Raw genomic sequence first — 13,606 nt, forward strand, 5'->3', positions numbered from 1 at the left:
CATGGATCCGTTACCATGCCGCTCTTATTTCGGGGATGGGTGGGGAGACGCTGGTGGAATTTGTGCTCTATCTGCTGCTCGGCGCCTGCGCCGGCGTGTTGGCCGGGTTGTTCGGCGTGGGGGGCGGGATCATCATCGTCCCGGTGCTGGTGTTCAGTTTCACCCTGCAGGGCTTCGACCCGCAGGTGTTGACGCACCTGGCCGTCGGCACCTCGCTGGCATCAATCATCTTCACCTCGGTCAATGCCGTGCGTGAGCACCAGCGCAAAGGCGCGGTGCGCTGGCCGATTTTCGCCTGGATGACCGTCGGGATCCTGATCGGTGCCGGATTCGGCGCGATCACCGCCGAAGCGATTTCCGGCCCGCACCTGCAAAAGATCATCGGCGTGTTCGCCCTGATCGTTGCCGTGCAACTGGCCCTGGACTTCAAGCCCAACGCCAGTCGCAGCGTACCGGGCAAGGCCGGACTGACCCTGGCCGGCACGGTGATCGGCTGGGCCTCGGCGATTTTCGGCATCGGTGGCGGTTCGCTGACCGTGCCGTTCCTGACCTGGCGCAGCGTGCCGATGCAGCAAGCGGTCGCAACCTCATCGGCCTGCGGACTGCCCATCGCCGTGGTCAGTGCTTTAAGTTTCATGATTCTGGGCTGGCACGATCCGCTGCTGCCGGCCCATAGTCTCGGTTTTGTGTATTTGCCGGCGCTGCTGGGCATCGCCCTGACCAGCATGGTCTTCGCCCGCTTCGGTGCGCGGCTGGCCCATCGCCTGTCACCGCGCTTGCTCAAGCGGCTGTTCGCCGCCCTGCTATTCTGCGTCGGCTTGAGTTTCCTGTTCTGACGCAATCCTGGCTTAATCCCGAGGTGGCAGCGTCGCCCGGGTATTTTTGACGTTTACGAGGAATATCAATGCTGCCTTACCCGCAGATCGATCCGGTGGCCCTGGCCATCGGCCCGCTGAAAATCCACTGGTACGGCCTGATGTACCTGGTCGGCATCGGCGGCGCCTGGTTGCTGGCGTCGCGTCGGCTCAACCGTTTCGACCCGACCTGGAACAAGGAAAAGCTCTCCGACCTGGTGTTCTGGCTGTCCATGGGCGTGATCGTCGGCGGGCGCCTGGGCTACGTGCTGTTCTACGACCTGAGTGCGTACCTGGCCAACCCGACGCTGATCTTCGAGGTCTGGAAGGGTGGCATGTCGTTCCACGGTGGGTTCATCGGCGTGATGCTGGCGGCGTTGTGGTTCGGCAAGCGCAACAACAAATCGTTTTTCGAGCTGATGGACTTCGTCGCGCCGATGGTGCCGATCGGCCTGGGCGCCGGGCGCATCGGCAACTTCATCAATGCCGAATTGTGGGGCAAGCCGACCGACGTGCCGTGGGCGATGATCTTTCCGCCGTTCAGCGATCCGGCGCAGCTGCCGCGCCACCCGTCGCAGCTGTATCAGTTCGCCCTCGAAGGCGTGGCACTGTTCCTGATCCTCTGGCTGTTCTCGCGCAAGCCACGGCCAACCATGGCGGTGTCGGGCATGTTTGCGCTGTTCTACGGGATCTTCCGTTTCATCGTTGAATTCGTCCGCGTACCGGACGCCCAGCTCGGCTATCTGGCGTGGAACTGGCTGACCATGGGCCAGGTGCTGTGCCTGCCGATGATCGTCGGCGGCCTGGCGCTGATCTGGCTGGCTTATCATCGTGCGCCGGCTGCGGCGGCCAAGGTTTAAAATTCGAACCCCGGGGCGCTGGCCCCGGGTTCAAGGACACAGGTAACCCATGAAGCAATATCTCGATCTGGTGGCCCACGTCATCAAGAACGGCACCAAGCAAGCCAACCGCACCGGTGTGAACACCATCAGCTTCCCCGGCGCCATGCTGCGCTATGACTTGAAAGACGGCTTCCCAGCCATCACCACCCGCAAGATGGCCTTCAAATCGGCCATCGGCGAGATGTGCGGCTTCCTGCGCGGCGTGAACAATGCCGCCGAATTCCGCGCCCTGGGCTGCAAGGTCTGGGACCAGAACGCCAACGAAAACGCCCAGTGGCTGGCCAACCCGTTCCGCCAGGGCGAAGACGACCTGGGCGAGATCTATGGCGTGCAATGGCGCAAGTGGCCGGCCTACAAACAGATCCCCCTGAGCAACCCGGCGGCCATCGAGCAGACCCTGGCCCAGGGTTACCGGAAGATCGCCGAAGGCGAAGAAAACGGCCAGGCCTACGTAGTGCTGTACAAGGCTATCGACCAGGTTCGCCAGTGTGTCGACACCATCATCAAGGACCCGGGCAGCCGGCGCATCCTGTTCCACGGCTGGAACTGCGCCCAGCTCGATGAGATGGCCCTGCCGCCGTGCCACCTGCTCTACCAGTTCCACCCGAATGTCGAGACCAGGGAAATCTCCCTGACCCTCTATATCCGCTCCAACGACCTGGGCCTGGGCACGCCGTTCAACCTCACCGAAGGCGCCGCGCTGCTGAGCCTGATCGGTCGCCTGACCGGCTATACACCGCGCTGGTTCACCTATTTCATCGGCGATGCCCACGTCTACGAAAACCACTTGGACATGCTCAACGAACAGCTCACGCGCGAGCCGTTCCCGATGCCCAAGCTGGTGATTTCCGAGCGTGTGCCGGAATTCGCCAAGACCGGTGTGTACCAGCCTGAGTGGCTGGAGCTGGTGGAACCGAGCGACTTCTCCCTCGAAGGCTACCAGCACCACGCGCCGATGACCGCGCCGATGGCGGTCTAAAAGAATCCCACCATCACTCCTGTGGACGGGCCTGTGGGAGCAAAGCTTGCTCGCGATGGAAACGCCTCGATCCGTCAGAAGATCGCGTTATCGTTCATCGCGAGCAAGCTTTGCTCCCACAGGATCGCACCAAGCTTTGCTCCCACAGGCTCGCTCATAGGCGGCTCTGTGTACTCGAATTGGCGGCAAGGGCTCAATGCCCGTGGCTGCGCCCCACATGCGAATGCTCCACCTCCGGCGCCACCGCTCCACTGACTTCCAACCGCTGCAAGATCCCGCATTGATCCAGGTCCGGCCCTTCACCGCAGCGATGGCGTAGGTCGATCAGTTGCGTCTGCAACGCCAGCAGGCCGTCGATGCGGGCCTTGACGTGTTGGATGTGTTCGTCGATCAGCGCGTTGACGCTTTCGCACTGGTCCTGGGGGCTGTCACGCAGGGCCAGGAGGCTGCGGATTTCTTCCAGGGTCATGTCCAGGGTCCGGCAATTGCGGATGAACGTCAGCCGCTCGGCATGGGCCTGGGTGTAGACGCGGTAATTGCCGTCGCTACGGGCCGGTTCCGGCAGCAAGCCTTCGCGCTCGTAGTAACGGATGGTTTCGACCTGGCAGTCGGTGATTTTCGCCAGTTCCCCGATCTTCATGCTGCGGCCTCCCAAATAGGTGCTTGACCCTATAGTGGCTACAGGGTCTTTACTGCGCAACAGACACTTTTCACGGACGTCACCCGATGAGCGATTCCCTTCACATCCACAAACCCGACCACGGCCATGACCACGGGCATTCCTGCTGCGCATCGAAAGCAGTCCCGTCGCAGGTCATCCTCGACAAAACGCCGACGGACGGTGCGCGGCTGAGCAGTTTCCGCATCGAAGCCATGGACTGCCCCACCGAACAGACGCTGATCCAGAACAAGCTCGGCAAGCTCGAAGGCGTGCAGCAACTGGACTTCAACCTGATCAACCGCGTGCTGGGCGTGACCCATGATTTGCCTAGCGACGCGCCCATCATCAAGGCCATCGAATCCTTAGGGATGCAGGCCGAGCCGATGACGCCAGGCAAAGAGAAAGCCAACCCTGACTTGCCCGCCCCGGCCAAGCCCTGGTGGCCGCTGGCGCTGTCCGGCGTGACGGCCCTGGGTGCCGAGTTGATCCACTTCACCAACGCCGCGCCAAACTGGGTGGTCGCGCTGGTGGCGTCGGTGTCGATCCTCAGCGGTGGCCTGGGTACCTACAAGAAGGGTTGGATCGCCCTGAAGAACCGCAATCTGAACATCAATGCCCTGATGAGCATCGCCGTGACCGGCGCCGTGCTGATCGGCCAATGGCCGGAAGCGGCGATGGTGATGTTCCTGTTCACCGTGGCCGAGCTGATCGAAGCCAAATCCCTCGATCGGGCGCGCAACGCCATCAGTGGCCTGATGCAGATGGCCCCGGAACAGGCCACCGTGCAACAGGCCGATGGCAGCTGGCAGGCGCAAGACGTAAAAGTCATCGCCCTCGGTGCGCGGGTACGGGTTCGCCCGGGCGAAAGGGTTGGCCTGGACGGCGACGTGGTCGCCGGTCGTTCGACCATTGACCAGGCACCGATCACGGGCGAGAGCCTGCCGGTGGAAAAAACCATCGGCGACAAGGTATTTGCCGGCACCATCAACCAGGCCGGCGAATTGGAATACACCGTGACCGCGGCGGCCGACCACTCCACCCTGGCGCGAATCATCCACGCCGTGGAACAGGCCCAGGGCTCCCGCGCGCCGACCCAGCGCTTCGTCGACCAGTTCTCGAAAATCTACACCCCGGCGGTGTTTGTCCTGGCCCTGGCTGTAGCCATCATCCCACCGCTGTTCATGGGCGCGGCGTGGTTCGACTGGATCTACCGGGCGCTGGTGCTGCTGGTGGTCGCTTGCCCGTGCGCACTGGTGATTTCCACCCCCGTGACCATCGTCAGCGGCCTCGCCGCCGCTGCGCGCAAAGGCATCCTGGTCAAGGGCGGCGTGTACCTGGAGGGCGGCTACAAGCTCGACTACCTGGCCTTGGACAAGACCGGCACGATCACCCACGGCAAGCCGGTGCAAACCGACTATGTGGCGCTGGACCCGAGCGTGGAAACCACCGCTCCGGCCCTGGCCGCCAGCCTTGCTGCCCGCTCCGACCACCCGGTTTCCCGGGCGATTGCCAACGCGGCTGTGGATAAACCACTGACACAGCAGGTTGTGGATAACTTCGAGGCGCTTGCCGGGCGCGGCGTGCGCGGCGACATCGGCGGGCAGACTTATCACCTGGGCAATCACCGCCTCGTGGAAGACCTCGGCCTGTGCTCCCCCGAACTGGAAGAGAAACTCTTCGCCCTGGAAAAACAAGGAAAGTCCGTGGTGCTGCTGCTCGACGCTACACGCCCCTTGGCGCTGTTTGCCGTGGCCGACACCGTGAAGGACTCCAGCCGCGAAGCCATCCGGCAACTGCATGACCTGGGCATCAAGACCCTGATGCTCACTGGCGACAACGCCCACACCGCCGACGCGATTGCCGCGCAGGTAGGCATGGACCAGGCTCGGGGCGACCTGCTGCCCGAAGACAAGCTGCAAGCCATCGAAGCGTTGTACGCCCAGGGTCACCGCGTCGGCATGGTCGGCGACGGCATCAACGACGCCCCGGCCCTGGCCCGTTCGGAAATCGGTTTCGCCATGGCGGCGGCCGGCACCGACACGGCCATCGAAACCGCCGATGTTGCCTTGATGGACGATGATCTGCGCAAGATCCCGGCTTTCATTCGCCTGTCGCGGCAGACTTCAAGCATCCTGAAACAGAACATTGCCTTGGCGTTGGTGATCAAGGCGATCTTCCTCGGGTTCACCTTCGCCGGGTTCGCCACCATGTGGATGGCGGTGTTCGCCGACATGGGGGTGAGTTTGCTGGTGGTGTTCAATGGGCTGCGGTTGTTGCGCAAATGAAGCGCTCAGGGGGCTGAAAGGACGCCTCGCGAGCAAGCTTTGCTCCCACAGTTGGATCTTTGTGAAGACAGAACTTGAATCACCACATATCTGCTGTGGGAGCAAAGCTTGCTCGCGATGGGCTGCACAGCAGCCCCCATGATTTAACGCCAACTCAATCGCGCTTCGGCTCGCGGATCTTGTACCAGGCCACATACAGCGCCGGCAGGAACAGCAGCGTCAGTAGCGTCGCGATGATGATCCCGCCGATCATCGCATAGGCCATCGGCCCCCAGAACACTTCCCGGGCGATCGGGATCATCCCCAGGCTCGCCGCAGCCGCCGTGAGCAGGATCGGTCGGCGTCGGTGCTCGGTGGCTTCCACCACGGCATCCCAGGGCTCGTAGCCGTCACGTTCGTATTCATCGATCTGGGTCACCAGGATCACCGAGTTACGGATGATGATGCCAATCAACGCGAGGATCCCCAGGATCGCCACGAAGCCCATGGGCGTGCCCGTCGGCACCAGCGCCAGCACCACGCCGATCAATCCGAGAGGCGCGACGCTCGCCACCAGGAACAGTTTCTGCACGCTATGCAGCTGGATCATCAAGAAGGTCGCCATCAAGAACAGCATCAACGGCACGACACTGGCGATCGGCCCTTGGGCCTTGCTGCTCTCTTCCACCGTACCGCCCGTGGCGACCTTGTAGCCCACTGGCAGGCCGGCAGCGAACTTGTCGATGGCCGGTTGCAATTGCTTGACCAGGTCGGTGGGCTGGATCTCGTCGCGCACGGCAGCCTTGATGGTGATGGTCGGCTTGCGGTCACGACGCCACACCAAGGGTTGCTCCAGTTCATAGCGCACCGTGGCGAACGCCAGCAACGGAATCGAAATGCCGCCCGGGGTGACGATTTGCAGGTTCTGCAGGGTTTCCGGCGAACCACGCTCGGCATCTTCGGCACGGCCGACCACGTCGATCAGGTAAATATCGTCGTTGACCTGGGTCACGGGCGAGCCGCTGACGATGCTGTTCATCAGCCTGGCCACATCATCGGAAGACAAGCCCAGCTGCCGCGCCTTGTCCTGGGCGATGTCGATGCGCAGCACCTTGCCCGGTTCGTTCCAGTCGTAAATGATTTCGCCAATGTGCGAGTTCTTGTCCAGCTCGGTGGCCAGTTCGATCGCATGCTTGCGCACCTGGTCGATGTCCTTGCCGCTGACCCGGTACTGGATCGGCCGGCCCACCGGAGGACCCATTTCCAGGGCCTGCACGTAGCTGCCAATCCCGACGAAATCCTCACGCAGACGCTTTTGCAGGCGCTCGGTGAGGGCCGTGCGCGACTCCAGGCCCTTGCTGACAATCACCAGTTGCGCGTAGTACGGGTTCTGCAGTTGCTGGTCCAGCGGCAGGTAAAAGCGAATCGCGCCTTCGCCGATGTAGGTGCTCCAGCGCTCGATGTCCGGGTCGCCCTTGAGGGTCGCTTCCAGGCGATCGACCGCCCGGCGGGTCTCGTCCATCGAGGCGTTCTGCGGCAGGTTGAGGTCCACCAGGATTTCCGGCCGATCCGAGGACGGGAAGAATTGGTTCTGCACAAAGCGCATGCAAAACACCGACAGCACGAACAGCAGCACGGTAATGCCGATGGCCCACCAGCGATTGCGCATCGCCCACAGCAGGCCGCCATTGAACGCCCGGCCGATCCGCCCCGGCTCGGCGCTGTGGGGTTTCACGTTGGTGCTGAGGATGTGCACGCCGATCACCGGGGCAAACAACACCGCGACGATCCATGACACCAGCATCGCCACGGCGATGACCGCGAACAGGGTGAAGGTGTACTCACCGGCGGAACTGGCGTTCAGGCCGATGGGCACGAAACCGGCCACGGTCACCAGGGTCCCGGTGAGCATCGGGAACGCTGTCGAGGTATAGGCGAACGTCGCGGCCTGGTCCTTGCTGTCGCCTTTTTCCAGGCGCGTGACCATCATTTCCACGGTGATCATCGCGTCGTCCACCAGCAGGCCGAGGGCGATAATCAACGCACCGAGGGAAATCCGCTGCATGGTGATGCCGCTGTATTCCATGAACAGGAAGACCATCGCCAGCACCAGCGGAATCGAGCAGGCCACCACCAGTCCGGCCCGGACGCCGAGGCTGACGAAGCTGACGACCAGGACGATGATCACCGCCTCGAACAAGGCACTGGTGAAGCCGCCGACCGCCTCTTCCACCACTTCGGCCTGGTCCGACACGGTATGCACGCCAACGCCTACCGGCAGGTCAGCGGTCAGCTCGCTCATGCGCGCATGCAACGCCTTGCCGAAATCCTGGATGTTGCCGCCCTTCTTCATTGCGATGGCGAGGCCGATGGCCGGCGTGCCGTTGAAACGGAACATCGGTGTGGCGGGGTCGACGTAACCGCGGCTGATGTCGGCGATGTCGGCCAGCCGATAGAAGCGGTCATTGAGCCGCAGGTTGACGTTGGCCAGGTCTTTTTCCGACTGGAACTGCCCGGACGTGCGCACGGAAATCCGCTCGGGCCCGGCGTCGATGACCCCGGCCGGGGTCACGGCGTTCTGGGTTTGCAGGCTTTGCACGACTTGGCGCTGGTCGATCCCCAGGGCGGCGAGTTTGCGCGTGGAAAAGTTCAGGTAGAGCACTTCGTCCTGCTCACCCACCATCTCGACCTTGCCCAGGCCCGGGACGTCATGGATCTCGGCGCGCACCTGTTCGACGTAGTCGCGCAACTGGCGCATCGACAGGCCGTCGCCAGTGAAGGCGTACACCGAACCGTAAACATCGCCGAACTCGTCGTTGAACCCGGGCCCTTGCAGGCCGTCAGGAAAATCGCCGCGAATGTCGTTGATCTTCTTGCGCACCTGGTACCAGATCTCGGGGATTTCCTTGGCCCCGGTGGTGTCGAGCAGGTACACGAACACCGTCGATTCTCCCGGTCGGGTGTAGCTTTTGACGTAGTCGAGGGAATCGAGCTCTTCGAGTTTTTTCTCGATGCGATCGGTGACCTGCCTGAGGGTTTCTTCCTGGGTCGCGCCAGGCCAACGGGTCTGGATGACCATGGTCTTGATGGTGAACGATGGGTCTTCTTCGCGCCCCAGGTTCATGTACGAAAACACGCCCATCAACAATGCCACGAACATCAGGTACCAGACGAACGACTGATGCCGCAGGGCCCATTCGGACAGATTGAAAGGCCCTTTCATCGTGCTTCCTCGTCGAGTTTCACTTTCTGCCCCGGCTGGAGACTGTTCACCCCGGCGCTGACCACGCGATCGCCGGCCTTGATGCCGTTGGCCACCAGCACGGAGCTGGCCGAACGTTCGAGAATCCGCACGTCACGGGGCGAGACGGTCTGGCTGTGCGGGTCGACCAGCCAGATCCGCGCCTTGCCGTCGATCTCTTGCAACGCGCTGAGTGGAAGCTCGATGCGCGGTTCGATGGTCGAGCTCAGGGTCACGCTGATGGCCGTGCCCAGGCGAAAGCCTGGCGGCGTATCGGCCAATGTCAGGCGCGCGCGGCGGGTGCGGGTGGCGCTCTGGGCCTGGGGTTCGATCTCGCGCACGGTGGCGGTGGTATGGATGCTCGGGTCCAATTGCGCGGCGACCTCGAACACCACGTCCGCGGGCAGGCGCTCGACCAGACCGGCCGGCAGGTCGATCACTGCCTCCTTGATGTCCGGGCGGGCCAGGGTCACCACTTGCTGGCCGGCGGTGACAACCTGCCCGGCTTCGGCATTCCAGGCCGTGACGACGGCATCGTGGTCGGTGTGCAGCTCGCTGTAGTTGAGCTGGTCGCGGGCCTGTTCCACCGAAGCCCGGGCCTGTTCAAGGGAAGCGCCAGTGGTTTTCAAATCGGTCTGGGCGATGTCCAACTGCGCCTGGGCACCGACGCCACGGTCGAACAATTGCTGCTGGCGGCGGGCATTGGCCTGGGCATTGATGTACTGCGCCTCGATCCGCGCCAGATCGCCCTGGGCGGCGCGCAACTGGTTCTGCTGGTCGGTAGGGTCGAGCGTGGCAAGCAGGTCGCCCTTCTTCACCTCCGCGCCGACGTCGACATTACGGCTGGCGATCCGTCCTGGCACGCGGAAACCCACGTCGCTCTCGTAGCGCGCCTGGATATTCCCGGCGAACCGCCCAAGCGCCTGCTGGTCGAGGGCCCTGACTTCAACGGACAACACCGGGCGCACCGGTTCGGGTGGTGCTTCTTCCTTGGAGCAGGCGGCCAGCAAGAGGCCGGCCGAGACCATCCATAAACGCTTCATGGCTGGGCTCCCGGCCGGTTTTTTCAGAGGTGTTTTCAGCGATCTCGACGCGTACGCCGGGGTGTAGCAATTGCCCGCCTGCGGTGATGATTTTCTCACCGCCCTTGAGGCCATCGCTGATGATGACTTTGCCGGTCAGGTAACGGCCGACGGTCACCGTCTGCAACTGCGCCTTGCCCTCACCGTCCACCAGCCACACGGCCGGGTCGCTGAGGTTCTTGGTCAGGGCCGACCAGGGCAGCTCGAAGGCGGTCTTGCCGGCGGATTTGGCCGTGGCACTGACCACCGAGCCCAGGTGCATGCCTTCGGGTAAATCATCGAGGGTGACCTTGACCTGCACGGTGCCGGTCTGGGCAGACACCGCCGGGGTGATCTCGCGCACCGTGCCGGTGGTCTTGATGGCCGGGTTATCCAGCAGACTGATGGTGATCGCAGGGTCCGACGGCGGTTCGCTCAACAGCGATTCGTAGATGTTGAACACCGCGTCACGTTCGCCATCCCGGGCCAGGCTGAAGATCGGCTCCGTGGCCTGCACCACCTGCCCGACTTCCGCCTGGCGCGCGGTGATGATGCCCGGGGCCTCGGCAATCAGTGCGGTGTAGCTCAGTTGTTCGCGGGCGTTGGCTAGTTGGGCCTGGGCAGCGGTCAGCGCACTTTGGCTGCTGCGCAGTTGAGCCTGGGCGGCGTCGTATTCGCTCTGGCTGGTGTAGCCCTTGGGCAAGAGTTTCTGCTGGCGCACGAACGCCGCCGCACTCTGCTTGACCCGCGCCTGCTCGGCGGCCACCTGGGCCTCGGCGGAGTCGACGTTGGTCTGCAGGTCCCGAGGATCGAGCCGGGCCAGCACTTGCCGGGCCGAGACCCGGGCGCCGACATCGACCTTGCGTTCGATGATCTTGCCACCCACGCGAAACGACAAGTCAGCCTGCACCCGTGCCTGGACATCGCCGGTCAGGGTCACAGAAGCGGCGTATTCGCTGGGCACGGCTTGCTGCACGAAAACCCGTGGCAGGGCTTTTTCCACAGGCTTGTCATCACCGCATCCGGCCAACAGCGCACAGAGGCCCAGGCCAACTACCAGTTTGATTCGGGGACCAGCCATGCAGACTCCTTTGCGCTGTACGGACGTACCAGTGACGATACGACTGTGAGCTTAGAACAGGGTTCAACGAATACAACAGGAGCACAAATCAGGCAAACTGATCGTCTCCTATGGACCCCTGCAGCAGGAGTCTGCTCATGCTCAAGACCCTGGCGGTGGCCAATTACCGCTCCATCAACAAGCTGGTAATCCCCCTGGGTCGGCTGAACCTGATCACCGGTCCCAACGGCAGCGGCAAGTCCAATCTGTACCGCGCCCTGCGCCTGTTGGCAGAGACAGCCCAGGGCGGAGTGGTCAACGCCCTGGCCCGCGAAGGCGGACTGGACTCGACCTTCTGGGCCGGGCCGGAAGAAATCAGCCGGCGCATGCGTAACGGCGAAGTGCCGATCCAGGCGATTGTGCGCCAGGGCACCAAGCGCCTGCGCCTGGGCTTCGCTGGGGAGGACTTCAGCTATTGCATCGCCCTGGGCTTGCCGGAGCCCAGTCTTTCAGCATTTTCACTGGACCCTGAAATCAAGCGCGAATGCATCTGGGCCGGCCCGGTGTTTCGGCCGGCCAGCCTGCTGGTGGACCGCAACGGGCCGATGATCCGTGCCCGCGAAGGCCGCTCCTGGGATGTGCTGGCCCAGCACACGCCGACCTTCGACAGCCTGTTCGACCAGGTCGGCAGCCTGCGTACTTCGCCGGAGGTCCTGCAGATGCGCGAGTTCATTCGTCGCTGGCGCTTCTACGATCATTTTCGCAGCGATGCCGACGCCCCGGTGCGCCAACCGCAACTGGGCACCCGCACGCCAGTGCTGCACCACGACGGCCGCGACCTGGCCGCCGCGCTGCAGACCATCCTTGAAATCGGTGACGTCGAGGCCTTGCATGCCGCCATCGGCGACGCATTCCCCGGTGCCCACCTGCACATCGAGAAACTGCAAGGCGGACGTTTCGCGATCGCGTTTCAACAGCATGGCCTGCTGCGCCCGTTGTCCGCCGCCGAACTGTCGGACGGGACCCTGCGCTATCTGTTGCTGGTGGCCGCCCTGCTCACACCACGACCGCCCTCGCTGATGGTGCTCAACGAACCGGAAACCAGCCTGCACCCCGATCTGTTGCCGGCCTTGGCACGGCTGATCATCCGGGCTTCAGTCAATTGCCAGGTCTGGGTGGTGTCCCACGCCACGCGCCTGATCGCCGCCCTGGAGCAGGATGAGGGTTGCAATTGCATCGTGCTGGAAAAGGAGCTTGGGCAGACCGGGATTGTCGGGCAGCGGGTGTTGGATGAGCCAGCGTGGCATTGGCCGGACTAGCCAGCGCCTGATAAACCGAATCGCGAGCAAACTCGCTCCCACACCCCGAATTTGCCGCGAAGGACAAAGACGACTACTTTTCTTTTCGCCGAAAGACGGATTTTTTAAGTACCCCTCCAAGGGAGCACTGTTTTTCACCCGGCCGAACCATCACAAGGAAGAGAACATGGCTGACGTAAAAGTGCCGCAGCGACTGGAACCGCAGGAAATAGTGAAATTGTTGGTGGCGTTGCGCAGGGCGTTGAAGAGCGGGGTGGCCTGAGGGGAACGATCACGCCGACGCTGTATCAGCCGTCGGCGTTTGAAGCCGTGACAAGGTTTACCGCGCGAATCAGAACGCCGGCAGTACCGCGCCGCTGTATTTCTTCTCGATGAACGCCTTCACTTCAGGGCTGGTCAGGGCCTTGGCCAGTTTCTGGATGGCCGGGCTGTCCTTGTTGTCCGGACGGGCCACCAGGAAGTTGACGTAAGGCGAATCCGCACCTTCGATCACCAGTGCGTCCTTGGCCGGATTGAGACCCGCTTCCAGGGCATAGTTGGTGTTGATCAGGTCCAGGTCGACCTGGTCCAGCACACGCGGCAGCATGGCCGATTCCAGTTCCTTGAACTTGAAGTTGTGCGGGTTCTTGGCGATGTCTTTCGGGGTCGCCAACGCGTTTTTCGGGTCTTTCAACTCGATCAGGCCTGCCTTCTGCAGCAGGATCAGCGCACGGCCGCTGTTGCTGCCTTCGTTAGGCAACGCGATGGTCGCGCCATTTGGCAGATCAGCCAGCTTTTTGTACTTCTTCGAGTAGCCGCCGAACGGTTCGACGTGAACGCCGATCACGGTCACCAGATGGGTGCCTTTGCCTTCGTTGAAGTTCGTCAGGTACGGCAGGGTCTGGAAGTAGTTGGCGTCCAGGCGCTTCTGATCCACCTGCACGTTGGGTTGGACGTAGTCGGTGAAAACCTTGATTTCCAGGTCCACGCCTTCCTTGGCCAGGGCTGGCTTGATCAGCTCGAGGATTTCAGCGTGGGGTACAGGCGTGGCCGCCACGACCAGTTTTTCCGCGGCCTGGGCCAGGCCCGAGGCCAGGGCTGCCGCCAATGCGGTGAACAACAGAACCTTTTTCATGCAGTGTCCTTATCGAATATCACTGTCGTCATGGACGACGGCCAACGTGGGAGTGCCAGCGAAGTGCTATCGCTGGCGTGAGGCGGAAGATACCGATATTTTTTATGCCTTAAAAATATTTTTTATTGGTGTACATATATCGATATTGCAT

The 13,606-nt window shown here is 62.7% G+C and carries 9 protein-coding genes and 1 pseudogene; 5 read left to right on the forward strand and 5 right to left on the reverse strand.

What is annotated here, in order from left to right; genetic code table 11:
• Positions 1-53: 53 nt before the first annotated feature.
• From AB4O22_RS25435 to AB4O22_RS25445, 3 genes are all read left to right on the forward strand, one after another.
• Positions 54-836: a sulfite exporter TauE/SafE family protein gene (locus tag AB4O22_RS25435; protein ID WP_003196628.1), complete on the forward strand. Its 783-nt coding sequence runs from the start codon at positions 54-56 to the stop codon at positions 834-836.
• A 68-nt stretch (positions 837-904) separates the two neighbouring features.
• The gene (gene lgt, locus AB4O22_RS25440; protein WP_003196626.1) at positions 905-1,714 is read left to right on the forward strand and encodes a prolipoprotein diacylglyceryl transferase; all 810 of its coding nucleotides are present in this window, start codon (positions 905-907) and stop codon (positions 1,712-1,714) included.
• 49 nt (positions 1,715-1,763) lie between these two features.
• A complete protein-coding gene (locus AB4O22_RS25445; RefSeq protein WP_223471177.1) occupies positions 1,764-2,735 on the forward strand; it encodes a thymidylate synthase in 972 nt (323 codons plus the stop codon).
• Between the two features lie 193 nt (positions 2,736-2,928).
• Here the strand turns inward: AB4O22_RS25445 and cadR are convergent, their stop codons facing one another.
• A complete protein-coding gene (gene cadR, locus AB4O22_RS25450; RefSeq protein WP_003196623.1) occupies positions 2,929-3,375 on the reverse strand; it encodes a Cd(II)/Pb(II)-responsive transcriptional regulator in 447 nt (148 codons plus the stop codon).
• A gap of 86 nt (positions 3,376-3,461) precedes the next feature.
• Here cadR and AB4O22_RS25455 point away from each other — a divergent pair, with 86 nt between their 5' ends.
• Positions 3,462-5,681, forward strand: coding sequence for a heavy metal translocating P-type ATPase (locus AB4O22_RS25455; protein ID WP_223471179.1), 2,220 nt, complete (start codon positions 3,462-3,464; stop codon positions 5,679-5,681).
• A 154-nt stretch (positions 5,682-5,835) separates the two neighbouring features.
• Here the strand turns inward: AB4O22_RS25455 and AB4O22_RS25460 are convergent, their stop codons facing one another.
• The 3 genes and pseudogenes from AB4O22_RS25460 to AB4O22_RS25470 form a co-directional block, all read right to left on the reverse strand.
• A complete protein-coding gene (locus tag AB4O22_RS25460; protein ID WP_053161701.1) occupies positions 5,836-8,883 on the reverse strand; it encodes an efflux RND transporter permease subunit in 3,048 nt (1,015 codons plus the stop codon).
• Positions 8,880-9,944 carry an efflux RND transporter periplasmic adaptor subunit gene (locus tag AB4O22_RS25465; RefSeq protein WP_053161700.1) on the reverse strand — a complete coding sequence of 355 codons (1,065 nt, stop codon included), beginning with the start codon at positions 9,942-9,944 and terminating at the stop codon, positions 8,880-8,882. Before AB4O22_RS25465 ends, AB4O22_RS25460 begins: the two co-directional genes overlap by 4 nt.
• 4 nt (positions 9,945-9,948) lie before the next feature.
• Positions 9,949-11,043, reverse strand: a pseudogene (locus AB4O22_RS25470) (efflux RND transporter periplasmic adaptor subunit); the annotation flags it as partial.
• 137 nt (positions 11,044-11,180) lie between these two features.
• Here AB4O22_RS25470 and AB4O22_RS25475 point away from each other — a divergent pair.
• On the forward strand, positions 11,181-12,341 hold the full coding sequence (locus AB4O22_RS25475; protein WP_053161696.1) for an AAA family ATPase: 1,161 nt from the start codon (positions 11,181-11,183) through the stop codon (positions 12,339-12,341).
• Positions 12,342-12,672: 331 nt separating this feature from the next.
• On the opposite strand, the gene AB4O22_RS25480 is transcribed toward AB4O22_RS25475, so the two are convergent.
• Positions 12,673-13,455, reverse strand: a complete 783-nt coding sequence (locus AB4O22_RS25480; RefSeq protein ID WP_003196610.1) for a MetQ/NlpA family ABC transporter substrate-binding protein — start codon at positions 13,453-13,455, stop codon at positions 12,673-12,675.
• Positions 13,456-13,606 lie beyond the last annotated feature (151 nt).

This window comes from Pseudomonas sp. S3_B11, assembly GCF_054667715.1.